The organism is Christiangramia sabulilitoris (assembly GCF_007050985.1).
In the GTDB taxonomy this organism is placed as follows: Bacteria; Bacteroidota; Bacteroidia; order Flavobacteriales; family Flavobacteriaceae; genus Christiangramia; species Christiangramia sabulilitoris.
Genome location: NZ_VHSF01000002.1, coordinates 86,010 through 111,552 on the forward strand (window position 1 = coordinate 86,010; position 25,543 = coordinate 111,552).

At 38.2% G+C, this 25,543-nt stretch carries 17 protein-coding genes; 7 read left to right on the forward strand and 10 right to left on the reverse strand.

All coding sequences use genetic code 11. The annotated features are described in order from the left end of the window. Positions 1-17: 17 nt before the first annotated feature. The gene (locus FGM01_RS06900) at positions 18-1,202 is read left to right on the forward strand and encodes a Pycsar system effector family protein (protein WP_143410423.1); all 1,185 of its coding nucleotides are present in this window, start codon (positions 18-20) and stop codon (positions 1,200-1,202) included. On the opposite strand, the gene FGM01_RS06905 is transcribed toward FGM01_RS06900, so the two are convergent. Continuing rightward, a complete protein-coding gene (locus tag FGM01_RS06905) occupies positions 1,194-3,560 on the reverse strand; it encodes a GAF domain-containing protein (RefSeq protein ID WP_143410424.1) in 2,367 nt (788 codons plus the stop codon). The genes FGM01_RS06900 and FGM01_RS06905 overlap by 9 nt on opposite strands. 135 nt (positions 3,561-3,695) lie before the next feature. On the opposite strand from FGM01_RS06905, the gene FGM01_RS06910 reads away from it, so the two are divergent. Then, positions 3,696-4,817, forward strand: coding sequence for a TlpA disulfide reductase family protein (locus FGM01_RS06910; protein ID WP_143410425.1), 1,122 nt, complete (start codon positions 3,696-3,698; stop codon positions 4,815-4,817). Positions 4,818-4,863: 46 nt separating this feature from the next. On the opposite strand, the gene FGM01_RS06915 is transcribed toward FGM01_RS06910, so the two are convergent. After that, on the reverse strand, positions 4,864-5,553 hold the full coding sequence (locus tag FGM01_RS06915; protein ID WP_143410426.1) for an SIMPL domain-containing protein: 690 nt from the start codon (positions 5,551-5,553) through the stop codon (positions 4,864-4,866). A 46-nt stretch (positions 5,554-5,599) separates the two neighbouring features. Beyond that, positions 5,600-6,247 carry a rhomboid family intramembrane serine protease gene (locus FGM01_RS06920; RefSeq protein WP_143410427.1) on the reverse strand — a complete coding sequence of 216 codons (648 nt, stop codon included), beginning with the start codon at positions 6,245-6,247 and terminating at the stop codon, positions 5,600-5,602. Between the two features lie 52 nt (positions 6,248-6,299). Here FGM01_RS06920 and FGM01_RS06925 point away from each other — a divergent pair, with 52 nt between their 5' ends. After that, positions 6,300-7,205, forward strand: a complete 906-nt coding sequence (locus FGM01_RS06925) for a lysophospholipid acyltransferase family protein (protein ID WP_143410428.1) — start codon at positions 6,300-6,302, stop codon at positions 7,203-7,205. On the opposite strand, the gene glmM is transcribed toward FGM01_RS06925, so the two are convergent. Next, positions 7,202-8,587: a phosphoglucosamine mutase gene (glmM, locus tag FGM01_RS06930; protein ID WP_143410429.1), complete on the reverse strand. Its 1,386-nt coding sequence runs from the start codon at positions 8,585-8,587 to the stop codon at positions 7,202-7,204. The two genes, FGM01_RS06925 and glmM, sit on opposite strands and share 4 nt — an antisense overlap. Positions 8,588-8,723: 136 nt before the next feature. Here glmM and FGM01_RS06935 point away from each other — a divergent pair, with 136 nt between their 5' ends. Continuing rightward, positions 8,724-9,329: an acyl carrier protein phosphodiesterase gene (locus FGM01_RS06935; RefSeq protein WP_143410430.1), complete on the forward strand. Its 606-nt coding sequence runs from the start codon at positions 8,724-8,726 to the stop codon at positions 9,327-9,329. A 35-nt stretch (positions 9,330-9,364) separates the two neighbouring features. Here FGM01_RS06935 and FGM01_RS06940 read toward each other — a convergent pair whose 3' ends face one another. From FGM01_RS06940 to FGM01_RS06965, 6 genes are all read right to left on the reverse strand, one after another. Next, a complete protein-coding gene (locus FGM01_RS06940; RefSeq protein ID WP_143410431.1) occupies positions 9,365-10,480 on the reverse strand; it encodes a M12 family metallopeptidase in 1,116 nt (371 codons plus the stop codon). 223 nt (positions 10,481-10,703) lie between these two features. Continuing rightward, positions 10,704-11,741, reverse strand: coding sequence for a M12 family metallopeptidase (locus FGM01_RS06945; RefSeq protein ID WP_143410432.1), 1,038 nt, complete (start codon positions 11,739-11,741; stop codon positions 10,704-10,706). Positions 11,742-12,195: 454 nt separating this feature from the next. Then, complete coding sequence (locus FGM01_RS06950) at positions 12,196-13,851, reverse strand: hypothetical protein (RefSeq protein WP_143410433.1); 1,656 nt, start codon at positions 13,849-13,851, stop codon at positions 12,196-12,198. A 65-nt stretch (positions 13,852-13,916) separates the two neighbouring features. Beyond that, positions 13,917-15,731: a hypothetical protein gene (locus FGM01_RS06955; protein WP_143410434.1), complete on the reverse strand. Its 1,815-nt coding sequence runs from the start codon at positions 15,729-15,731 to the stop codon at positions 13,917-13,919. Positions 15,732-15,814: 83 nt separating this feature from the next. Then, positions 15,815-17,254, reverse strand: a complete 1,440-nt coding sequence (locus FGM01_RS06960) for a hypothetical protein (RefSeq protein ID WP_143410435.1) — start codon at positions 17,252-17,254, stop codon at positions 15,815-15,817. Between the two features lie 395 nt (positions 17,255-17,649). Continuing rightward, positions 17,650-18,660: a helix-turn-helix transcriptional regulator gene (locus tag FGM01_RS06965; protein ID WP_143410436.1), complete on the reverse strand. Its 1,011-nt coding sequence runs from the start codon at positions 18,658-18,660 to the stop codon at positions 17,650-17,652. A gap of 383 nt (positions 18,661-19,043) precedes the next feature. On the opposite strand from FGM01_RS06965, the gene uvrA reads away from it, so the two are divergent. The 3 genes from uvrA (at position 19,044) to FGM01_RS06980 (ending at position 25,460) form a co-directional block, all read left to right on the forward strand. After that, positions 19,044-21,875 (forward strand): excinuclease ABC subunit UvrA, encoded by a 2,832-nt coding sequence (gene uvrA / locus FGM01_RS06970; protein ID WP_143410437.1) that lies wholly within the window; start codon positions 19,044-19,046, stop codon positions 21,873-21,875. A 9-nt stretch (positions 21,876-21,884) separates the two neighbouring features. Then, positions 21,885-22,574 carry an LOG family protein gene (locus FGM01_RS06975; protein ID WP_143410438.1) on the forward strand — a complete coding sequence of 230 codons (690 nt, stop codon included), beginning with the start codon at positions 21,885-21,887 and terminating at the stop codon, positions 22,572-22,574. 75 nt (positions 22,575-22,649) lie between these two features. Further along, entirely contained in the window at positions 22,650-25,460 is a 2,811-nt protein-coding gene (locus FGM01_RS06980; protein ID WP_243735777.1) for a gluzincin family metallopeptidase, read from the forward strand. Positions 25,461-25,543: the final 83 nt, after the last annotated feature.

Below are 25,543 nucleotides of genomic sequence, written 5' to 3' on the forward strand. Positions count from 1 at the left end.
ACTTAAGAACTTCAAGTATGAATAACCTCATAGCAAAAGCTGATAAATTTGTTGAAGAATTATTTAAAGAAAAACTCCCAAACACCTTTATATATCATAACTACCAGCATACTCAGCGTGTGGTTAAAAGTACTAAAGAATTAATCGATAATTCTGAAATTAATGTTAAAGAGGAAGAACCGCTAATGCTGGCCGCATGGCTGCATGACACGGGATATATTCATACATATAAGGGGCACGAGGAGAAAAGCGTAGAGATAGCTGAAGATTTCTTAAAAGATAATAATGCGACGCCAGAACTTATAGAAAAAGTAAAAAAATACATTCTGGCTACAAAGTTTTCTACTATTCCAAATTGCATTGGTGAGAAAATAATTCGTGATGCAGATTCATCACACTTCGGTAAGAAATATTTCGAAGAAACCAGTGAATTTCTTAGACAGGAATTAGAACTTCATAATATTAAAAATTTCACCAATGCCGAATGGTTGGAGGAAAATATTACGGTTTTTACAGAGAAACATCAATTCTATACAGACTACGCGATCAAGGAATGGAAACCTGTAAAAGAAGAAAATCTTCTTGATCTAATTGAGAGTAAAAACAAACAGGAGAAAAAGCTCAATAAGGAGGAACATAAAGCCAGGATGAAGGCTAAATTCAAGAATGAAAATCCGGAAAGGAGTATACAAACCCTGTTCAGGGTTACTTTGCGAAACCATATTAAATTGAGTGATATTGCCGATACTAAGGCGAATATCCTGCTATCTGTCAACGCAATCATTATTTCCCTGGCCCTGGCCAACCTTATCCCTAAATTAGAAGCCGAATCCAACAAACACTTGTTGATTCCCAGTTTAGTTTTAGTTCTTTTTAGTGTCGCTTCTATCATCCTTTCGATTCTTTCTACAAGACCGAATGTAACCAGTGGAGAATTTACCAAAGAGCAGGTCAAGAACAGAAACGTGAACCTGTTATTCTTTGGTAATTATCATAAAATGCCTTTCGATCAGTTTAAATGGGGCATGAACAAACTTATAAAGGATAAGGATTATGTATATGAAATGCTGATGCTGGATCTTCATTTACTGGGTAAGGTACTGCATAGAAAATACTTCTTATTGCGCCTAACCTATACGGTATTCATGATGGGAATAATAATTTCAGTGATCGCTTTTATCCTGGCGTTCTACCTAATGTAGTTCTTCCATTAGATCTTCGTAATTGATAACCTTGTCTGGCTGGTTGCTATCCGGTGTGTAAAGTATATTCACCCGGATGGCCTTTAAGCCAACCACGCCCTGGACATCCTCAAGCTTAAGCAGCTCTACCTGGTCTCCAAAATACTTTTTGGCCTGAAGGTATTTTATGTATTGCAAATATTCTCTTTCATCGCTTCCCTGGGAATATACAATGGTCATTTTACCCTTCTGGGTCACACGCTCCTCGGTTCCTTTCACGAAAGCTTTGTCAATGCGTTTCTTAATGATCTCGTACCTGGCGTTGTATGTGCCGTCAACATCAAATTTCTTTTCATCCATTCTATAACGTATAGACATGGTACTATTATATACAAGAATGAGAGACGCAGCTTCAAGATTGATAGGCGTTTTTTCCTGCAACTGGTAGAAACGGTTTTCCATCTCACACATGGTACTCAATTGCCAGAGTCTCAGGTTGAATAAATAAACCTTATTAAAAGGACGCTTATTCGCCATGGAGGCACCAATATACATGTTATGATCTACCCCGTCTGTCTTATATCTTTCAAAATAATGCGGATAGATCTCCTGGGCCTGTACCTGTTTTTTATCGATATACCGTGACATGGTGCGATTGATCTGCTGCACGGTATCATCATATTTTTTGCGATGATTATAGACCAGACCGGTTTCCGGGTTGAGCATATTAGAATACTCATCTACCAATTCCCTGATTTCAGCAGATTGCTTTTTTAAATGGCTCATTAAAGGATTCACTTCCTTTTGAAGAAGATTAAAAACCTTTTGCTCACTACTTGCATTCAGTTTATCTAAAAGTTCTTCTCTGAAATCTGAGATCCTGTATTTTACCTGGTCATATATCGGCAGCTCCTCGATTTGATAAGCTTTTTCAATAATATTCAGAATGATTTCCAGCTGGTCCAGGAGATCCTGCTTAATGGCCTCATTACGAGCTTCTGAAGAGGCCACGATATCAATCTGTCCATAAAGCGGATAAACATCCTTAAAGGTGATATCTTTAAAGGAGGCCAGGCCGTCTTTATCGAGGTCTCTAATGAATTTTTTAGCTTCTTTTTCAAATACCCAAAGCACACTTGGGTGTATGGAAGTACATTCACTTTGTATCACTGCTTTAATCCTGTTTTCGAAATCATTTCGATTACGTTCCACAGTAGAAACAATATAGGGAAGAATATCGTCAAGTTTAATCGCATTGATACTATTCAGTTCATTTTTCCTTTGCGATACCAGTTCCAATATCCCCAGCAGTTTACCGTTTTTGGCTATAGGTGCCAGCAAACAGCTTTTAATTTTATTTTCAGCAAGATTTCTTGCCAGGAGGTTATCATTTTCCTTTAAATAATCTTCAACATTCGAGATAGTGAAATAAGTATTACTATCTATCAGTTTCTGAAATCCCTTTTTACATATACCCGTTTCACAGTCATTAGCCAGCTTATTATTCAGAATAAAACTTCTGGCATCATCATTCTCCATTCGTTCAAAGATCATTTCTTTATGATTAAAAACCGTGAAGCCAACCCGCAGATCTGAAATTTTATATATAGACCTGAAAATTTCCTGAAGTTGTTGTAATTCTTCAGCTTCATTTACTTCCTCAAATAAAAGAGTTGTTTTTAATTCTGAAATAGCATCATCTATAGTCACATCTGTAAGGTTCACAATAGTAAAGCCTTTAAAAATATAACTACCGGGAGGAAATTTTTCCTTCCACAGGTCTGAATCATCTACGTTTTGCAGCAGTCTATCCACATCTTCCTGCGATATTTCTGGTGCATCATCTTTCTTAATGATTTCAACAAAATCTGCATTCATGGCTATACGGTAATGACGCTGGATGCCGTTCTCATCTGGAATATCATAGTATAAAGGCCTGGATACGTCTATCTGGAAATCATAGTGATGCTTTAGTATCTGGATACAGGAAAATATATAAATCATATCTTCATCTGTATTCCTGAAAGTGAGTTCAAAATCCTCGCCGGCATTTGCCAGGATCTGTTTCAATCTTTTGGATTTATTGAACAAAACATCATGAAACGGTATAGAGGCAGCCTTGATTTCATTATTAGTAAGTATACTGGGAAAAAGATCATCTAAAAGAATTTTTATAGGCTCGCGGTATTCCTTTAAAAGTTCGAGATCATTAAAACCTTCTGCCAACGCGGGATAATCTGATATATAATCCAGCATTTCCTGCAGGTATTTCCGGGAAATACTGCTTTCGATCTCATTTACTTCCCTCTGGTATTGTTCAATTACCTTGTGAAAGCTGATCTTTATTTCTAAAGGAAACTCTTTTAACTGCTTCGTCATAACCTGGTAATTTAAGGTAAAATTAAAAGTAATTGCCTCTGTAGGTAAGCAACTACTTTTAAATTAACAATAATTTATAAATATTGCCCGTCTATAAATAAGCAGTTCTTTATTTTTGTCAAAAACACGGAACAAATGAAAAAATTGGCCATATTATTTTTTGGTTTTGCTTTAATTCTTAGCAGCTGCCAGGAAGATAAAGGATACTATTTAAGTGGTACCATCGACGGATTTGAGGATGGCAAAAAAGTTTATATATCAGAGAGGGATGAATCTACCAGAAGCCTTAAAACTATTGATACCGCAGTAGTCAAGGATGGTAAATTTGAAATTGACCTTGAAGAACAGGAATTACCAACTTTGAGTTTTTTAGGATTTGAAGGCTTAAATGGTAACGTGGTCTTTATTTCTGAGAATCAGAAAATAAATTTCGACATTAATAAAGATAGCCTGAGGAACTTCCTGGTTACGGGAGGAAAAGAGAATAAAGCTTTAAATGAATATTTGAGCCATTTAAAGGAATTAAACCGGAAAATGGTTGGTATGCAAACCGATATGAGAAACGCTGCATCGGCAAGGGATACCGCCCAATTGAACAGTCTTAGAAACACCCAGCAGGAATTGAGGGATAATGACAAAAACTTCAAAGAAGAACTTTTCAGCAGAAACAAAGATTCCTATGTATCGGTAATGTTGTTAACAGATATGCTTAACATGAGATCGCATACTTCTGCGGAAGTAAGAGAAATGTACGGTGAAATTTCTGAAAGACTGAAAAAAACACCTTTAGCCAAATCCTTAAAGGAGACCCTGGATAATAGTCTTGCTGCGGAAATAGGAAGCAAAGCACCTTCATTTACAGCTCCTACTCCAGATGGTGAGCAATTGTCACTTGAAGATAATCTTGGTAAAGTCACCGTGGTAGATTTCTGGGCTGCCTGGTGTAAGCCATGTCGCATTGAAAACCCAAACCTGGTTAAAACCTATAATAAGTACAAGGATCAGGGCTTAAATATCATAAGTGTATCCCTGGACAGACCTGGTCAAAAAGACAGGTGGGTGAAAGCTATTGAAGATGACAATCTTGAACAATGGAGCCATGTGTCCAACCTTAAATTCTGGGATGAGCCTGTTGCCAGGAAGTACAGGGTGAGATCTATTCCTGCAACCTTCATCCTTGATGAAGATGGTGTGATCGTCGCTAAAAATCTAAGAGGTGAAGAATTGACCAATAAGATCGGTGAATTATTGAAGTAATTATTTTCAATTTGAATAATAAAAAAAGCGCCTTTCGGCGCTTTTTTTATTTTAATTCGAATCCTATACTCACTTTGATCTTAATTTCTAACTCTCCCGGAGCTATTGTTTGCCCTCCTTCGTTCGACATATTCATTTCCTGCATTGCGGCATCCATCTTATATATTGGCTGAAAACTGTTGTAATCTGTTTCGCTAATAGTAATAGCCCTGCCTATAGTTTGTCCTAAAGGTTCTGCAAGTTGCCTGGCGATATTCTGAGCATCTAGAACAGCTTTTTTCCTGGCCTCCTGCTCATATTTTTCCATTTCAGAAGATTTAAATTGTATACCATCTATTCGGTTCAAACCATTTTCTAACAGGCCACGCATGATCTTTTCATATTTACCAATATCATGGAGCGTTATTGAAATCGCCTGATTTGCCACATAGCTATAGGTCTTCTCATTATAATCATACCTCTTATTAAGATTCATATAATCTGTTTGTATATCTTTTTCAGAAATATTTTGAGATTTTAGATATTTGATGACCTGAGCTACAACTTCATCATTTTCTTTCTTAACCTGGGCAGCTGTAGAACCTTCGTGTTCTATTCTTGATTTAATGAGCACCTCATCTGGCTCAACATTTACAATACCTTCCCCGGTTACATGAACTACAGAGCGGTGCGGTTCTTGTTGCGCTATGATTGGCATAGTGACTATCAGAGCCAGAGCAAATAATATATTTTTCATAGTAATAAGTTATTAGAGTTACTATATATCCAATAAGAATACCAAACTATATATAGCCTGTTCTTTGCAGAAAAAAAAGAATAACAATGGGAATCGCCAAAAGCACCACCATCAATAAGTGCGCTTCAAAGACCCATGGAGCAAATAACATCGTGATGAGGTATCCGCCGGTAGCACCTCCAAAATGTGCGTCGTGCCCAATATTATCTGTCCTCTTTTTCATCCCATAGATTGTGTAAAGTAAATAACCTATTCCGAAGATATAGGCCGGAACAGGAATTACAAAGAATAAGCCTAAGGTCATATCTGGTTGTAAAAGTATCGCGGAATACAAAACCCCCATAACTGCTCCACTGGCGCCAACGGCAGTATAATTATAATCATTCTTGTGAAAGTAGAATGATAGGAGATTACCTAATAATAAACTACCTAAGTAAATTATAAGAAATGCAATAGAGCCTAAATTGTAGATCAGGACATTCGCAAAAAAATACAGGGTTAGCATATTTACAAAAAGATGCCCTGTATCTACATGAAGAAAACCTGAGGTGAAAATTTGAAATTTGGATCCACCTTTTATTTCTGCTATGTTAAATTTATACTTGTTAAAAAAAGTTTGTTTACTGAAACCTTTAAAAGAAACCAGAACGTTCACCGCAATTACCACGAGCGTTACAAGGCTTAATTCTCCCATATTTGCTTAAGTTTAGTTTCAAATATACCATATATTTGCCGAAAGTTTTTTTATGCATGGATTAGTTTTTTGGCTTGTTTACCCTATTCTTTGGGTGGTTTCCATTCTACCTTTCCGATTATTTTACATGTTTTCTGACGCCATTTTTTTCCTGGTTTATTATGTGATTGGCTATAGAAGAAAAACTGTAAGGGAAAATCTCAAACTTGTCTTTCCCGATAAACCTGAAATGGAAATCAACAGGATAGAAAAAAAATTTTACAGCCATATGTGCGATATGTTTCTGGAGATGATCAAGAGCATCAGTATTTCAGAAAAAGAGATCGCCAAACGCTTCACCTTTACCAACCTGGATTACCTGAGGAAATTAGAAAGTCTCGACAAAAGTCTTATTGTAATGTGTGGTCACTATGCCAGCTATGAATGGATAAATGCCTTGCAGCTATACGGACTTAAATACAAGACTTACGGTATCTATAAAAAAATTAAGAATGAACATTTCGATTCTCTGGTAAAGAAAATCAGAGGAAGGTTTGGTGGAACTTTGATCACCACCCAGAAAACCACAGAGGTCATAAGGTACAACCAGGAGCATGGTATCCTTGGGAATTACGGAATGATCGCCGATCAATCCCCAAAATTAAGTCGCGCGAAACACTGGATAGATTTTATGGGAATTAAGGTTCCAGTATTCGATGGATCAGACCGGCTGGCCAGGAAAATGGATATGGCTGTAGTATACCTACATGTAGAAAAAGTTGGGCGGGGATATTACGAAGCAACTCTCAAACCAATTACTGAGGATGCTCCCGGCGAACCACCACACGCCATCACCAAAAAATTTGTTGAATACCTGGAGAAGCAAATTTATAAGAAACCGGAATATTATTTATGGACTCATAAACGATGGAAACATCGTAATGAGCCCATACCTGATAATGCTGAGATAATAGACTAGGTAATAATATCCTGAATTTCCCTGATCATTTTTTGGGCAAGTTCATCTGCTTCCTGCTGTGATTTCGCTTCAGTATAAATACGAATGATTGGCTCTGTATTGGATTTCCTCAAATGTACCCAGTTTTCCGGAAAATCTATCTTTACCCCATCTACAGTCGAGATCTCTTCCTTTTCATGCCTTTTCTCAACAGATTTTAAAATACCATCCACGTCCAGTCCCGGTGTGAGTTCGATCTTATTTTTACTCATAAAGTAGGAAGGATATTCGCTCCTTAATTCAGAAACTTTTTTACCATTTTCAGCTAAATAAGTAAGAAATAATGCAGAGCCCACAAGACTATCTCTTCCATAATGGGCCTCAGGATAAATAATACCTCCATTGCCTTCTCCTCCAATAATAGCATTATTATCTTTCATTAACTGTACTACGTTCACCTCACCTACAGCGCTGGCTTCATAACTGCCGCCGTGCTTTTCGGTAACATCTCTGAGGGCGCGGGACGAAGATAGGTTACTTACCGTATTACCCGGTGTTTTAGATAAAACATAATCGGCGCAGGTCACAAGGGTGTATTCTTCTCCGAACATTTCTCCGTTTTCATCAATAAAAGCAAGTCGGTCAACATCTGGATCTACCACTATACCAAAGTCTGCCTTTTCTTTTTTAACCAGCTCACATATATCTCCAAGATGTTCCTTCAATGGCTCGGGATTATGCGGAAAATGCCCATTTGGTTCGCAATAGAGTTCAATTACCTCCACACCCATTCTCTTCAACAAAGCGGGAATAGCAATCCCACCTGTGGAGTTCACCGCATCCACAGCCACCTTTAGCTTGGCACTGGCAACTTTATCTCGGTCCACCAGCTTCAGTTTTAAAACTTCATCTATATGCTTTTCTATATAATCCTCGATGATGGTTATTTTGCCAAGCGCATCCACATCAGCAAATTGAAAACTTTCCTCCTCGGCGATCTGAAGTATTTTCGAACCCGCTTTACCATCTAAAAATTCACCCTTACTATTAAGTAGTTTAAGGGCATTCCACTGTTTTGGATTGTGACTGGCCGTAAGAATGATCCCTCCATCAGCTTTTTCCAGAGGAACTGCGACTTCTACCGTAGGTGTGGTAGATAAGCCAAGATCAACTACATCTATGCCTAATCCGGTCAGGGTATTCATAGTTAGTTCCTGGATCATCTTACCGGAAATTCGGGCATCCCTCCCCACAACGACTTTCAGTTTTTTATCTTCTGAATTTGCTTTAAGCCAGGTTCCATATGCTGCAGCAAATTTTACAGTATCTACCGGGGTTAGATTTTCACCGGTTTTACCACCAATGGTTCCGCGAATTCCTGAAATTGATTTTATTAAGGTCATTCCTGATTTTTTAAAATTATTATAGCCTGTCTAATCTGGTATTATCAATAATCCACAAATATACATGGGAGGTCACCTACTCTCCAAAACTTAACAAAAATTAACCCCTGCATTGATAAAGTTGTATATTAACGAAATGAATTTCCTTGCCCACATCTACTTATCAGGCGATAACGACCAGATCAAAATTGGTAATTTTATGGCCGATTCGATAAAAGGAAAGAAATACAAGAAATATCCGGCAGAAATTCAAACCGGGATCATACTTCACCGCGCTATAGATTTTTATACCGATACCCATCCTGTTTTTATGCAAAGTACAAGACGCTTATTTCCAATTTATGGCCATTATAGCGGGATCATTATTGACATTTTCTATGATCACTTTTTGGCCGCGAACTGGTCCAGATATTCCGGAACACCATTAAAAAAATATACCCTGGATTTTTATGCTCTATTAAAAGATAATTTTGATGTTTTGCCATCGAAAGTTCAGAGTTTCCTGCCTTATATGATCAGGGATAACTGGTTGTTAAGTTATGCCTCGATTGAAGGGATTGAACACGTACTAGCCGGACTGAACCGGCGCACAGGAAAAAAGTCTGACATGCACCTGGCGATAAAAGAACTAAAAGAGCATTACCAGGATTTTCAATTTGAATTCGAAATATTCTTTGATGAGGTTATTATTTTCAGCAGGGAAAAGATCCTGGAACTTGAAGAAGTCAAAAAAGGCCGGTAAAATACCGGCCTTTTCATTTTTTAATGTTAAAATTTCTATTTAACGAATCTCCATCTACCGCTAATTAGCTCTACTTCTTTAAGATTTTTACCTTTTTCAACATACCAGGTATCATTCTTTCTTAGAACCATTACCCCTTCAATAACATAGTATTCCCCATTGATATATTCTGTTTCAGGATTAGTAGGTTCTGGTTCGGTTGGTTCAGGCTCTGTAGGCTCAGGTTCGGTTGGTTCAGGCTCGGTTGGCTCCGGCTCTGGAACTGCTCCCGGGTACATTACCTGGATTCCCTCAAGATCTCCGTTAGAAAGTTCAGATCTTTGCACTGAATATGTTGAACCATCTTTCCTTGTAATAGTAGGTTGACCATTCGCAGAAAATGAATAAGAACTATACATCATTATAGAACCAAGGTCCAGACCTGCAGTATAATCTGCTCCATCATACCCTGTTTCTACGTAGGTATAAAAGTTATGTTCTCTTCCAGATTGGATATTATCAAAATGTACGGTTATCGTTTGATCGCGATCTGCACGGCTCTGTTCGTGCCACAGGCCTACAGCATGCCCTATCTCGTGGATAGTATTCCCTGTAGAGCAAGCGTCTGCTAACGTGATAGGCTGTCTACCGCCTATCATTCCCACGTATGAAGAACATCCTCCACCCGGTGTAAAATATATATAATTTGATTCAGAAGAACGTCTTACGAATTGAACTGCCGTCGTAGATTCCCAATGAGCAATAGCATCATTTACCCTTTGCTGATTCGGAAGGGAAGGGTCGATATCATAATAAACGGTATTATCTGGCCACAAATATTCTGTTCTTCCAACACTTTTGTCGGTCGTCGCAGGATCCTCATCTGCTTCCAGTATCAGATTAGCCGGACCTTTAGTGATATTAGACTCCGGTAAAAAGATATCACCCTGATAAAGATATTTACCTTCAATTACCTCGACTGGCAGCTTTCTACCCGCGAAGTAGATATTGGAAACTTCTCCAGATTTGGAAGGAAAAGCAACTTCTGTGAACTCATCGGCCAGATAAGCCAATGATTCATTTTCTTCTGTTAGCGAATTAGACAGCTCATCTTCGCTACAGGCAATTAATCCAAACAATGGAATTGCCAAAAGATACTTGAGATTTTTCATAAGTAGGATTTTAGTTAAACGTGATGGAAAGAATCATTTTGGGTAAAGGATTCGTCCCGGTAAATTCAGTTATTATTTTTATCGATTAAATTTACTCTTTATCGATTGTCTTAAAATTGCTTCGAAGCCAATGTTAAAAAATTAACTGTGTAATTATTCCACAATGGGTGTTGCTTTAACATTTTCTTTACACAGTTAATTTTAAAAAATTGTGACTATTATATTAAGCCCAATACCAGTATCCATTATAAAGCTTAACCTCTCTCCAACCAAAAGGTCCATAGTAGAACCAGGCATCCGAATACCTTAAAACTGTCAGACCACTGATGGTGTAGTATTCACCATTTATATAGTTGCTTACAGCCTCAGTTCCTGCTGGATACATAGAATTCACACCTTGTATATCTCCACTAGACAATGCAGACCTCTGGGTGCTATAAGTACTGCCATCTTTCTTGGTGATCGTAGGCTGCCCGTTACTTGAAAAAGCATAAGCGCTATACATCATAATAGATCCAAAATCAAGACTGGTAGTAAATTCTTTACCATCGTAACCTGTGGCTGCATAGGTTTTGAAATTATACTCCCTCCCACTTTGGATATTATTAAAATTAATCGTGATATGATTATCTCTGTCTACACGGCTTTGTTCATGCCATAGGCCTACAGCGTGCCCAATTTCGTGAATAGTATTACCTGTTGAGCAGGCATCAGCAAGGGTAATGTTTTGTTTGCCGCCAACCATTCCAACGTATGAAGAACAACCGGAGCCTGGGGTAAAGTAGATATAATTAGACTGCCCTGAACGTTTTACAAATTCCAGGTTAGTATTGGCCTCCCAATGGCTAATAGCATCATATACGCGATTCTTATCTGGCAGACTACCATCTATTTCATAATATACTGTATTGTCTGTCCAGTAGGCAGAAGTCCTCCCTACACTCTTTTCAGAAGGGGTTTCACCTTCTTCGTAAACTAACTTTACAGGACTTTTAGATGTTTCGGACTTTGGGATAATAATATCTCCCTGATAGACATATTTTCCATCTATATCCTCAACTGGCAATTTGATTCCAGTATAATAAATTTCTGTTTCAGCTCCCTTAGAATCAGGGAAAGCCATTTCTGTTAGATCATCCTGAAAAGTAACTGTTTGAGTTTGGGGCTCATTCTCAGTTCCAATCTGATCGGTAACTGGATCTTCACTACAAGCTAAAAATGCAAGAACTGGTAGTACGAAGATAAATTTCAATTTTCTCATAAGTAGGTCTTTTTTATTTATGTATTTAAATGGTTCCTAAGTTTCGATTTCCGGTCAGTGATTTACAAAGTCCGTTCCAAAAATTTTAACTTAACTTTCAGTTAATTTTTTAACAATCAAATTCTTACAATTTTTTTGAATTTGAATTATTGAATAAGATCTGGGGATCTCGATTAAACATTGAAAAATTGTTTTCGAACTTCTCAAATCCGCTGAATCCGTTATAGTTTCCCGCAGATTTTAAGATTTAAAAACAACCTGATATCCTTGTTTGATAACCTCAACATATTATTTTTTTTGAAAACCTTAACTTTTTTTAAGAAAATAAAAAAAAAGGCTGTCCGGAAAAGATCCGGACAGCCCATACAACATCCTCAACAGAGAATGAGTAAATTAACCCGCAATATTAGTCACCCCCCGGTCAAATAATAGTGTCGGGTTAATATCTAATATTCTAATTCGCAGAACATGCATTAATTTGTATCCTAACAAAGAATGAATAATCATAATTACCGAGATTACTAAATTCTTCGAAAATATCAGGCTCGTCTCCACCGGGTGTTGGTAGTGAAATACCGTTTTCGCAAGTGACGTCACTTCCACTTTCGTCTTTCACTTCAATAATATAATCATCTGCACTGAAACCTTCGTTTAAAATTACGGTAACTACAGGATATAGGTCATCACTTAACTGTATTGTAACACTACCAATTCTGTCATCGTCACCGCCACCTTCAGGTACTATAAAGTACGGATCTGGAAATTCACCGGCTGGCTGAGTAATTTGAACAAAACCGTCTAACCCTTCAAGAAAATATTCTGAACATCCAGAATCTGGAGCTGGAATAGTAAGGTCACAAGCCACTGGTCCGTTAGTTTCTCCACAATTAGCATCAGGATCATTTATACATCCCGGCTTCTCGTCCTTATCAGCAATTCCATCTTCATCCGCATCAGCACAACCTTCAGAAGTTACTGGAGTATTCTCAGGAGTATCTGGGCAAAGGTCATCGCCATTGTCAACACCATCGTCATCACAGTCGGCTAGTGGATTAGTTGGATCACATTCGGTACCTCCACCGTTTCCGCCAGAGCCGTCACCAGACAAAGCACCTTCGCATTCACCTATTAGGATGTGATCATATTCATTAGTGGTTCCATCAGCGTTCAATAATCCATTCACATCATTCCAGCTCAATTGAACCTCGATAGGAGAATTATCGATATCTCCATAATTTCCATCCCAGTCATTAGGATAGATTACCAGGAATAAATATGGAGCATTTGCTGCAAGAGCATCTGGTTTACCAGGAACTATAAGACATAATGGATCTGAATAGTAATTTCCAGCCACAATACCATAATCTGCATCATCTACATCATCTAATGATATACCATCATATAACTGGATACCGGTATCATCAGGACCAAAGTAAAGGTCTACGCTGTAATTAGCAACAAAGTGTCTTCCATCCTCGTCACAGTAGTTTATAAATAAACAGTAAGGGTAAATTACCTCGGGCACTACATCAAAGAATACGTAACCATATTCATTAGCCATTCTTCGGTCATAACATAAAACCTCAACATCTATATAAGGCTTTGTTCCGTCCTGTACTGAGAATACGAATTCCAATGGATCTTGCACATAACCATCATATAAATCTGGATTATCATCCGGGGCGATGGGTGCAATCCAAATTCTATTGCCTTCGGCATCGAATACAATAAAACTCTTTAGGGTAACATCTACTTCATCCCCATCTGGAACGGGAATTTTTAGTTTCTCGGAATAATCGGTAAAATAATCTCCCCCTTCAGAAAGAATATCTATGGTAATTACGCCCATAGATTCTGCCGACTGGCCTGCATAAGAAATTTCCAGTTCCACATAGGCAGGTTCTGCATCTGAACAATCAGGAACATTGTCAAAGTGTTCTTTATTAACTTCTGCTTTCCTGGACAGGTCATTCAATAATGCACCAAAAGTTAGATCTACCGATTGAACCGATGGGTCATTTGAAATTGTAGTATTTTCATCTTTACTACAGGAAGTAAATAGCATTGCCACAATTGCGGCGAAGGCTAAATAGTTATATATAAATTTCATAATACTTTTTGCTTTAAATTAAAAATATAGATAAAGCCGGTCGCCAAAGCGACCGGCTTATATAATTAGTCATCGCTATCGTTATCATCACACGCATCTGCATGAACGATTACCCAGAAATCATCTGCTAGATCATCAAGAATATCCAGGCTCTGATCTTCCAGTCCAACCAATATGCTATTTCTATTATATCTTCCAGGAGATTTGGCTACACCATAAGCTTCCTCTTCCGTATCTGCTACGTGAATATGCAGGCTGCTAAAGCTGTAATCTCCCTCTAGATCGAAATCGAATTTTAAATTCGAACCATCTCTGGAAATAGTAACGCTACCTATATTGGTACCTTTACTCAGATCATTTTGACCTGCTCCTACGTAAATATCCCGGGTTATGCTTCCGTCCTCATCAAAGAACTCGATCCAGCCCCAACGATTAGAGTTGGTAACTTCATTTATTCTAAGGTTGTCAGAATACATGAATGCGGTTCCACATTGTCCTTTTTCTGGTTCATCGCAGTTATTTGATGCATCATCCGGACAAGGATCATCGTTGTTTGGTAAACAATCGCCGTCATTATCATTCTCAGGTTTTACCAACGGACATACGTCACACTCATCTCCTGTTCCATCAAGATCTGTATCTTTTTGATCATTATTTGGCTTTTCCGGACAGTTATCACAAACGTCTCCATATAGATCACCATCAATATTCGATTGGTCGCCATTAGGGACATTCGGACAATTATCACAGGCATCACCATCACCATCACCATCTGAATCGGCTTGATCTGGATTATTTACACCAGGACAATTATCACAGTCATCTCCAACACAATCGTCATTATCTGGCACACAATCCCCATCTCTGTCAATTTCAGGTGAAAGTGGACAGTCCTCAATTGGTGGCTCACAGCCAATAAACAAGTGAATGTATTCTACAGTGTCACCATCGGCATTCAGGTAGGAATCAATATCATTCCAGCTTAATCCAACCTCTGGAAGAGGCGTGTTATCAATATCTCCATAACTTTGTTGCCAGTCTAGTGGAGTTACGGTATAGAAAATATAGTCTCTGTCCAGATCATCAAACGGTGATTCAGGAATAACCAGACATAATGGGTCTGCGGCGCTGCCGTCAGCTGAAACATCTGGAGTTTGAGAGGTACTATAAAGAGAAATTCTATCTCCGTTTATATCTTCATATTCTAAATCAATGCTATAATATCCAACATAATGTCTACCATTAGGACTTGGACAATAATTGGCAAAGAAACAAACCGGATATAATTTGCCCGGTACAAGATCAAAGAATGGATAACCATATTCGTTTACCATACGTCTGTCATAACAAAGTACTTCAACCGGAATATAGGGCTTGGTACCGTCCTGAACCTGGAATACAAATGGGAGCGGGTTGCTCACATAGCCATCGAATTCACCTGGTGTTTCTTCAACCGGTGCGATCCATATTAAGGCTCCTCCGCTATCTGGGTCACCGTCATAGACTCTAAAGCCGTTCAGGGTAACGTCTACAGATCCTCCATCTGCTACGGGGATTTTAAGTTCGTCAGAATAAGCAGTAAAAAAATCTGTTCCATCTGTTAAGATTTCAACATCAGTTTGATAGTCAGTACCGCCATATTCATAATTGATTCTGGCAAAAGTTGGTGTTCCATCAGAGCAATCTGGCACATCACTAAAATGTCCTTTATTTACTTCTGAAGCCCTGTTTGCCAGGTCATTTAAAAGAGCTCCAAATGTTAGCTCTACAGATTGCACATTGGGATCATCTCCCGGGGAAGTCCCCTCATCTTTACTACATGAGGTAAAAAGCAATGCTATGATTGCCAGGCAGCTCATGCCGATTTTTAATTTTTTCATTATAAAAAGTTTTAATTTGATATTTAGAATGGTTAATAAATAATCAGAAGCCTGTCTGAGGATCCCAGACAGGCTTTGATCTTCTATTCTATTTTTTCCAGTTCACCACAGGCAACCGGCAATAAATCTTCTCCTATGCCATGTAGCACGATCACTTTTTGGTCAAGGGGTGTTAAACCTGCTTTTTGGTCTGCGCTAAGGGTTCGGGTTCGTTGATATATGTAATTACCCATAGCATCTGCAGTTGGGAAATCCCCTCCTGGCATATCTAATCCTAACCGAACTCCTCCATAGAATGGCACTCCCTCTGTCAAAGTAATTATGTCATCATCTCCTGAAGCTGATTCTGGTGGACATACAGCGTCCATTCCATCTTTACCATGAATATGTTGCGGATGTTTTCCTGGTTCCATTCCTGTAGCCAGAATTGTTACATCGAGAATAGATCCCTTAATAGAAACTGCTGCGAGAGCTATGACTCCTGAATCATTCAACTCTTTAACACAGGTTTTATAGGTCATTCTGTTATCACGAGGATCATCAAAGATTGGTGGGGTATCTGGCTCATCACATCCTTCGAAGAAGTGGAAGTATTCCAGGTTGTCATCTCCGTCAAAGAAAGTACGAACTTCCAGATCTGAAAGAATACTAGTTCTAATGACCTGTCCGGCATCCGGACCTTCTTCAATTGTTATTTCAATTCTATAACGGTCTTCTTCACCAAGTTTATCTGGTAAAACCATACATACAGGATCTGCTGCCAATTCACCGGCATCGTTCTCTTCAATTTTACTAAACAATTCTTCATTGGTATATAACTGATCCAGGATTTGATCCTGATCATCAACTGTCCAAACAGCTACGCTGTATGAAGCCAAAGCATGTCTAAGCCCTGGAGGTGGACAGAAGTTTCCGAAAATACAGAACTCAATAAGCTCGGTATTTTCAAGCTCAAAGAATACATAACCATATTCGTTAACCATACGATTATCGAAACATAAAACCTCAACATCTATATAAGGTTTAGTACCATCCTGTACCTGGAACAATACTGGCAGAGGATCGTCAACATAGCCAGAGAAATCACCTGCAGATTCCATAGGAGCAATCCATATTTTCACTCCTTCAGAATTATAGACCACAAAGCTGTCCAGCGAGACAGTAACCTCACCATTATTTGCTACAGGAATTTTTAATAATTCAGAATATTCTGTGAAATAGCCGTCTCCATCTTTTAGAATGTCCAGGGTAATAACTCCCGTGGTTTCTGGAGCCTGTCCAGTATAGGATATTTCTAATTCTACATAAGCTGGTTCTGTAACAGAACAATCTGGAATATCATCCAAATGATCTTTATTCACTGCAGCTGCCCTATTAACTAAATCATTTAGTGTGGCTTCAAAAGTAAGTTCTGCAAAGGTAAGATTGTCCTCAGGTCTAACTGAGCTTTCTTCTTTACTACATCCGGCTAAGAGCAGAGCAAGCACAGCGCATAACGCCAGTAATCGATTAATTTTTTTCATAATTACGAAGTTTAGGTTTAATATTTAGAATGGTTAAAAAACTTTAATATCACCTCAAATGAACAGATGGCCACAGAGGATCTTAGGATCAATAATCAAGATCTGGGGAAGTTGAGATTGGGTGGGAGTGACTTAATTTTTCATACGAAACAGTATTGGTTAATAATATTTAGAATGGTTAATATATATACAGACCTTCCCTCGGGAAGTGAAGTATCAAAACATTAAGTTAAAGTGACTTGGGGGGTCCTGGAAATAATTTCGCAATAAAAAACCTATTGGTTTAGTTCATTTCGAAACATTGTAAAACTATAAAACTATCTCCGGTAAAGGCATGGGGGAATTCCCCTATATTCGTTCAACAAACCACTGTTTAACAGTAATTTGGCTTTTATTTAAGACTTAGGAAGATCCACAAGATTATGGTTAATAGCAAAAATAATACTCTCCAGAATAGTTTCTGAATTCGTCCTTTTTATAATATTAGATCTATGCTTTTCTATAGTTTTTGGAGAGATAAATAAAGCATCTGAGATTTCCTTGGTTTTGTAACCTTTACATAATAAAGATATTATTTCCTTTTCTCTTTTTGTAAAGCTGAATTCTGCCAGTTCACTGTTATCCTCGAAGCATTTTTCAACCTGGTTTGCGTGGCTGCCAATACTATCATCCATTTGTAGTTCGTTACCTGAGAAATCGACCATCATTATAAACTGGTCTGTAATATTCCTGCTTAGCTTGGAAAAACTTATGCGGGCATTTCTCAATTTATCATTATGTAACAACAAGGAAGTCTTAGTTACTGCCTTCATGTGCTTACCCCTGGAAAAATTTCTAAGACTGGTCTTAACTTTGGCTTTATTCTCAATATTCACAAAATCGGTTAGCTTCAGCCCCTCGGTTTTATCTAAGCGAAAGGTTTTTTTGAAGCTATCATTCATTAAAAGGATATTATTTTGTTTTAACAATACCACAGGCTGAGCCATCAGATTGAACAATCCCATAAAGCAATCATGCCAGTAATTAAAACATTGCGACTGTACGTTTCGGCGAATCCTTAAGGCAATCTGGTCTATGCCCATAGTATCTGAGAGGTATTCATCGATAATAGCTTTATATCGTTTATTCAGAATAGTCAGATCTTCCTCTTTTCCATATACAAAAAGAAAACTTTTATTTAAAAAATGAGTGGATTTGAAATTTTTAAGATTGCGAAAATCGGAGGTTCGGTTATAGGAAGTTTTATCAAAAAAGATAGTATCAGGTAATAAATTCAGGGCTGTATTAAAAGCAACGTGAATTGATCTCTCCCTCGTTATCTCGAAATTGACACTTACCTGTTCTACAAGTTTATCTACAAAATCCTCATTACTACTTACAATTAAAAGTTGTCTTTTTTCCATCATCAACCGGCATTAAAAAAGGTAACATTAAATCATGAACATCGCAGAAGCCTGCAAGAAATTGCCAGGACTAAGAGATTAACGTAAATGGTAAAAATAGATTGGGAGGGTAATTTTCGAATGAATCAAATATAAGTGTTTTCCCCTATATTTGGGAATAATACAGGTAATATTATCCTGACACAGATAATCATAAATCGAAGTTTAAAAGCAACTTTTAAGACCTGTAGAACTTCTGTATTTTTTAAATTGAAATGATTTTTAAGCACATTTACAATTAATCTTTCAAAATCCCTTAAAAATTACAGCAACCTTAACATCAGTAGATTGGTATTGACTTTTTAAATATTAATACAATAAGTAACTTTGCCGTCTTGAAAAATTTTATGGCGAAAACTGAAGATAGAATCGAAGTACTGGGCGCGAGAGTCCATAATCTTAAAAATATTGATGTTAATATACCTAGAGAAAAACTGGTGGTCATCACCGGTCTTTCCGGTTCCGGAAAATCTTCTTTGGCATTCGACACGATCTACGCCGAGGGTCAAAGGCGCTATATAGAAACTTTCTCGGCCTATGCCCGGCAGTTTCTGGGTAGCCTGGAACGACCAGATGTAGACAAAATTGAAGGGCTTTCTCCTGTAATCGCTATTGAACAAAAAACAACTTCTAAGAACCCTAGAAGTACGGTTGGAACCATTACCGAAATCTATGATTTTCTAAGACTCCTTTTTGCCAGAGCCGGCGAGGCCTATAGCTATAATACTGGCGAAAAGATGGTAAGCTATACAGATTCCCAGATCCAGGAATTGATCCGGGAGAATTTTAGCGGAAAAAAAGTTAGTATCCTGGCACCGGTGGTTAGAAGCCGTAAAGGTCATTATAGAGAATTATTCGAACAAATTGCCAAACAGGGATTCCTGAAAGTGAGGACAGATGAGGAAATGGTTGACATCGAAAAGGGAATGAAACTGGATCGGTATAAAACACATGATATCGAAATCGTCATAGACCGTCTCAAAATTGAGGAAAAGGCAGAATCAAATAAGCGTCTTGGTGAGAGTATTAAAACGGCCATGTACCATGGTGATGACACTTTGATGATCCTGGAACAGGAAACCGGAAATGTGAGATATTTCAGTAGAAATCTTATGTGTCCAACTACCGGGATAAGTTACCCCAATCCTGAACCAAATAGTTTTTCTTTCAATTCTCCAAAAGGTGCCTGCCCAAAATGTAACGGGATAGGAACACTTTACCAGGTAAATATTAATAAAATTATTCCCGATAGATCCAAGTCCATAAAAAGTGGCGGTTTAGCCCCTCATGGGCCACAAAAGAAGAACTGGGTTTTTTCTCAACTTGAACTGATCGCAGAAAGGTTTGATTTCAAATTAACAGATCCTTTAAGTAAAATTCCAGATGAAGCTTTGGAAATGATTCTTAATGGAGGAAAAGAAAAATTTTCAAGGGAGTCAAAAGCCTTAGGAATCACCAGGGATTATAAAATAGATTTTGAAGGGGTAGCAAATTTTATAGAGACCACTTTTATTAATAATGACTCTACATCTCTGCGGCGCTGGGCAAAAGAGTATATGGACAAGGTAAATTGTCCAGAATGTAATGGTTCAAGGCTAAAAAAAGAAGCCCTGTATTTCAGAATAAACGATAAGAATATTTCTGAATTGGCTCATTTGGATACCAGTGATTTATATGAGTGGTTCGATGGAGTAGAAAAGAAACTTACAAACAAGCAGTTACAGATCGCTGAGGAGGTTATTAAGGAAATTAGAACCAGGCTTCAGTTCCTGCTGGATGTAGGACTTACCTATCTGAATCTTAACCGTGGATCTAAATCACTCTCAGGTGGTGAAGCACAAAGAATAAGACTGGCCACACAAATTGGATCCCAGCTGGTAGGAGTCCTTTATATTCTGGATGAGCCCAGTATTGGTCTGCATCAAAGGGATAATGAAAAACTGATCAATTCGCTGGAATCTTTGAGGGATATTGGTAATACCGTTATTGTGGTAGAGCACGATAAGGATATGATAGAACGGGCAGATCATGTGATCGATATAGGTCCGCGCGCCGGTAAGCATGGAGGTGAGATCATTTCTGAAGGCACTCCTGCAGAACTAATGACACACAGCACACTTACGGCAGATTATCTAAGTGGCAAAAAGGAGATCGCTATCCCTGAAAAGCGCCGAAAAGGGAACGGTAAAAAAATCGAACTCAAAGGAGCTACGGGTAATAATCTGAAAAATGTAAATATTAGTATCCCTCTAGGAAAGATGATCGCGGTTACCGGGGTTTCCGGAAGTGGAAAATCCACCCTGATCAATGAAACCCTTTACCCCATTATGAACGCGCATTATTTTAACGGGGTAAAAAAGCCGAAACCATATAAGAGTATCAAGGGACTTGACCACATTGATAAGGTAATAGATATCAATCAAAGTCCTATTGGCAGAACTCCGAGATCTAACCCGGCAACCTATACCGGTGTATTTTCTGAGATTAGGAATTTATTTGCGAAAACGCCTGAAGCTTTAATTAGGGGTTACAAACCGGGAAGGTTCAGTTTTAACGTTAAAGGGGGTAGATGCGAAACCTGTAAAGGTGGCGGCCTAAGAGTGATCGAGATGAACTTCCTTCCAGATGTATATGTAGAATGTGAAACCTGCCAGGGAAAAAGATTTAATAGAGAAACTCTGGAAATAAGATATAAGGGGAAATCAATTTCAGATATCCTGGAAATGACGATCGATGAAGCAACTCCATTCTTTGAAAATATCCCGAAAATTTACAGAAAATTAAAAACTATTCAGGATGTTGGGCTGGGCTATATAAGTCTGGGACAGCAGTCTACGACCCTTTCGGGTGGTGAAGCGCAAAGGATAAAGCTGGCAACAGAACTTTCCAAGCGTGATACCGGGAATACTTTCTATATATTAGACGAGCCAACAACGGGTCTTCATTTTGAAGATATACGCGTTCTTATGGATGTTTTAAACACCCTTACCAATAAAGGAAATACGGTTTTAATAATTGAACATAACATGGATGTTATTAAAATGGCTGACCATATTATCGATATTGGATACGAAGGCGGAAAAGGAGGCGGAGAAGTTGTTGCCACCGGCACTCCCGAACAGATAGTTAAAAACAAAAAAAGTTATACGGCAAGGTTTCTTAAAAAGGAACTGCCCTAATAAATAAATATGAAAACACAGAATAGCAATAAAGCCTGGAATGAGATAAAAACAAATGATTCCTGGGCGATTTTTAAAATCATGGGGGAATTCGTAAATGGTTACGAAAAATTAAGCCAAATTGGCCCGTGTGTATCCATTTTTGGTTCTGCCAGGACCAAGCCAGATATGAAGTACTACAAACTGGCAGAAAAAGTTGCAAAAAAGATCGTTGATCACGGTTATGGGGTGATCACAGGTGGTGGACCCGGTATTATGGAAGCAGGTAATAAAGGTGCGCACCTTGCAGGAGGTACCTCGGTAGGTCTGAATATAGATTTGCCTTTTGAACAACACGATAACCCATACATAGATAATGACAAAAGCCTTGATTTTGATTACTTCTTTGTACGCAAGGTGATGTTCGTAAAATATTCCCAGGGATTCGTAGTGATGCCAGGCGGTTTTGGTACGCTGGATGAACTTTTTGAAGCGATCACCTTGATCCAAACACATAAGATCGATAAATTCCCAATAATCCTGGTAGGTACAGAGTTTTGGTCTGGTCTTGTAGACTGGATTAAAAAGACCTTACTCGATAGTTTTCAAAATATTAGCGAGGGGGATATTGACCTGGTTCAGGTTGTGGATACAGAAGACGAGGTTATCGAAATTCTTGATCAATTCTACGGGGAATATAATCTTAGTCCTAATTTCTAGTTAACGGCTTAATTGAAGGTATCAAACTTTGATTATATTTAGCCCTGATTCCTCATCAGTACTAAAATTATTTAATTGAAACACCTTCAGTTCTTCCTGATCCTTTTATTTTTTTCCGGATGTCTTTCTGCCCAGAATGCCATCGAGGTGAATGCGCGTCTTATAGATAGCATTCATACTATACAGATCGATCAGAAGATTAAGTTTATCAATACCGGAGACGGGGAATTAAACACTATTTATCTTAACGACTGGAATAACGCTTTCAGCAGCAAAACTTCAGCATTGGCAAAACGTTTCGCAGAGGATTATGCGAGACGTTTTCATTTTGCTAAAGATCACGAACGTGGCCATACCACTATTAAATCTATCACGAATATTTCCGGCGACAACCTGGAATGGGACCGGCCCGGTAAAGTCGTCGACCTGGTGAGGATACAGTTAAGGGAACCACTTTTAACTGGAGATTCTGTAACGTTTACACTTAATTATGACCTAAAAATACCCGACGACAAATTCACCCGGTATGGCCGTGACGACCTGGGTAACTACAAATTACGCTACTGGTATATGGTACCCGCCCCGCTGGATAATAATTGGAAATTATACAGCCATAAAGACCTGGGAGCGCAGTACGTAAATCCATACACGGTCAAAATCAGCATTGATGTTCCCACGCAGTATTATGCTGCCTCGGGTCTGGACCTCACTCAAACCCAAACAAAACGAGGTTTTAAGACCATAAAATTTGAAGGAAATAACCGGGTTGACAGTGAAACCTACCTTTCCAAATCTTTTATTTTCGAATCTATAAAAACAGATCCTAACCAGGTAATTACCAATATTGCAGATGAAAATATAGCGTTTGAACTTAAAAAGACTTTATTGGAGAGAAGTATGGATTTCCTGCAGGAAAGGCTTGGAGCATACCCCCACGAAAATATTTTCATCACCCAGGAAGATTATCTAAACAGTCCTATATATGGTCTAAACCAGTTGCCGGGATTCATTAGACCATTTCCCGATGGTTTTCAATATGATATTAAGTTATTCAAAACGATCACGGCCAATTATCTCAAAAATACGATCTTCATAAATCCAAGAGAAGAAAAATGGGTTATAGATGCTATAATGGTTTCACTTATGATGGATTATGTGGATACTTATTATCCAAATATGAAATTGATTGGGAAGCTAAGCGAGATCATAGGAATACGCTGGTTTCATGCAGCAGACTTGGAGTTCAATGATCAATACCAGTTCTTGTATATGAACATGGCCAGGATGAACCTGGATCAACCACTAACCACGAGCCAGGATTCACTTGTGAAATTCAATAAAAATATTGCCAATGCTTATAAGGCCGGGGTTGGGATAAAATACCTTGAGAATTTCCTGGGAGATCAGTCGGTAAAAAAATCTATTTCTGAATTTTATTCTACCTATAAATTGAAGAAAGTGAACGATGAGGATTTTATGAATATCCTCCAAAAAAACACTTCCAAGGATATTTCATGGTTTTATAAAGATTATGTAGCTACCAACAAGAAGATAGACTTCAGAATAAAAGAAGTTAAGAAACTGGACGATTCTTTAAGAGTTACCATTCAAAATCTTCGAAAAAACAATTTCCCTGTAAGCCTCTACGGCCTCCAGGACAAAGAAGTGGTTTATAAAACCTGGGTAGAAAATATTCGGGATACTCTTAGTGTAACAATCCCAAAAGATAATATAGAGAGACTGGCTTTGAATTATGAACAGGAAATCCCGGAATTCAACCAGCGTAATAATTATAAGGCCGTCACTACGCTTCTGGATAAACCTATCCAGTTTAGACTACTACAGGATGTGGAGGATCCCAGGTATCACCAGGTTTTCTTTATGCCGGAATTTGATTATAATCTATATGACGGAATTTCCATAGGCCCGAAATTATATAACAAAACAATTCTAAGCAGAACTTTTAATTTTGCCATTTCTCCAAAATATGGGTTTACTAGTGAAACCCTGGTAGGATCGGCTTCGCTCTATAACGAACACCAATTCGAGAATGAAAATCTCTACAGTATTTTTTATGGTGTCTCCGGTACCCGGTTTTCCTATGGTTTTGATCTGTTTTATGAAAAATTCACTCCTTTTCTGGCATTTTCCTACCGTAACTCCTACTTACGAAGTAACGAAAGGCAACGATTAATTATACGAAATATTAATGTTCGCCGGGACCAGAATCCAATAGAACCCCTACTCCAACCAGACTATAACGTACTGGACGTAAAATACATTTACAGCAACCCGAATTTCCTAAAACACTTAACCGCATCTTTCGATTACCAGTTATCAGATAAATTCAGTAAAGTTTCGGTAACTGCAGAATACCGTAAACTTTATACTAATAACAGGCAGATCAATCTCAGGTTCTTTACCGGTGCGTTTCTTTATAATGATGACAGCTCCAACGACTATTTCAGTTTTGCCCTGGACCGTCCTACAGATTACCTGTTTGATTACAATTATTATGGACGTAGCCAGGGAAGCGGTTTATTCAGCCAGCAAATTATTGTGGCCGAAGGTGGTTTTAAGTCCCAGTTACAACCGGAATTTGCAAACCAGTGGTTATCCACGGTAAATGCCAGCACCAATATCTGGAACTGGATCTACGCATATGGAGATGTTGGATTGGTAAAGAATAAAGGTGAAAAGGGTGAGGTCTTATTTGATTCCGGGATCCGGATTAGTCTGGTCCAGGATTATTTTGAACTTTTCTTCCCGGTGTATTCTACTTTGGGATGGGAACTGGGCGCACCAGATTATGATCAGCGAATTCGGTTTATTGTTGCTTTAGACATAAATACGCTTATTAAATTATTTACCAGGCGGTGGTATTAAAAGAAAAACATTTGAATTAATTTTTCCGTAATTCAATTTCGGAATTATCAACAAATTCCTAATACTTTCCCTTTTAATTCTAA